Source organism: Vibrio sp. ZOR0018 (assembly GCF_963865925.1).
Lineage (GTDB): Bacteria > Pseudomonadota > Gammaproteobacteria > Enterobacterales > Vibrionaceae > Vibrio > Vibrio anguillarum.
In genome coordinates this window covers 982-2,052 of record NZ_CAWMCN010000055.1, presented here as the reverse complement: position 1 = coordinate 2,052, position 1,071 = coordinate 982, and the positions used below count along the sequence as shown (strand labels likewise).

Genomic DNA, 1,071 nt, shown 5'->3' with positions numbered 1-1,071 from the left:
TTTGGAACCCTAGGAGCTAAATCAATATTGTGAGCAACAAGTAAAGTTTGTTTACTGTCCAGTTTCAATATGAATTTTTGCTGCCTACTTCCTTCGTTGTCATCAGGTAACAAGCGAATAACTGTGCCTGAGCCCTGAACTTGAATATCACTTTGATGATTTTCATACGCATTTTTTAACTGATGATCATTAGCTTGAGCACCAATCGAAGCTAGACAAAAGACGGCTATAAATATAGCGATTAACTTCTTCATATACTCAATTTCTCCAATTCACATAACGCCCAGTTAAGGGGTGAAGCACGCAATGACTAAGCCTCTGCATAGCACTTCAACACCAAAAACCAACGCAAAGCAAAAATGCCACGCGTGCTGAATCCCTCTTGAACTGTTTGTTATGTTTATTTTACTTCTTGGATTTTAGCCTTAGCTTTAACAATTAGATCTTTAATTTTTGCCAAGTCTTCAAGGTTATAATAAGCAGCTACGCCACCAATTTTACCGCTTGAAACTGCCGCCATTACTTTGCCACCAGAACTAAATGTGGAAATTTTCAGGTCACCTCTAGTCGAGTAATCAGCTTGGAAATCTTCAAACTTTGTTACGTCTGGTTTGATTTTTGAAATGTAATCAATACCAGCTATCAAAGAATCAATTTCATCGAAGTCGATATAAGTTGTATGCTTTTTATCGTAACGTCCATCTTCTTTGAAAGCTTCGATAGTAATACCGTACTCTTTCTGACCACTAGTAACGTTAGTAAATTCTTTACTTTCTACGTTAACAAGGGTGTTGTACAAGCCATTTGCTGTTCCGATTTTTTGGAAACCACGTACAAGAACGACACCTGTTTTAGCGCTGAATTGCTCTAATTTAGTTTTAGCTTCAGGAACAGTGTCTTTTAAATTGTTAGCTGAAACACTGCACGACAGAAGAGCTAAAGCAATGATAGAGAGTTTTTTCATGATGATTAAATCCGACTGTAATAAAGGTACCATTATATAGAACAGTAGCCCGAGCACTCATAATAAACATCATAAGTGTGAGGATAAACATAACGCCCAATTAAGGG

General features: G+C 37.2%; 2 protein-coding genes. Both read right to left on the bottom strand.

All coding sequences use genetic code 11. From position 1 onward, the window contains the following. A partial coding sequence (locus AACR75_RS02180) for a DUF3465 domain-containing protein (protein ID WP_047691644.1) occupies nucleotides 1–254 on the bottom strand: 254 nt, incomplete at its 3' end. Nucleotides 255–400: 146 nt separating this feature from the next. Continuing rightward, the gene (locus AACR75_RS02170) at nucleotides 401–964 is read right to left on the bottom strand and encodes a hypothetical protein (protein ID WP_156117149.1); all 564 of its coding nucleotides are present in this window, start codon (nucleotides 962–964) and stop codon (nucleotides 401–403) included. Between the last annotated feature and the right edge of the window lie 107 nt (nucleotides 965–1,071).

Coding starts and splice junctions, on each gene's coding strand:
- AACR75_RS02170 (WP_156117149.1), bottom strand. CDS start 964: ATGAAAAAACTCTCTATCATTGCTTTAGCTCTTCTGTCGTGCAGTGTT.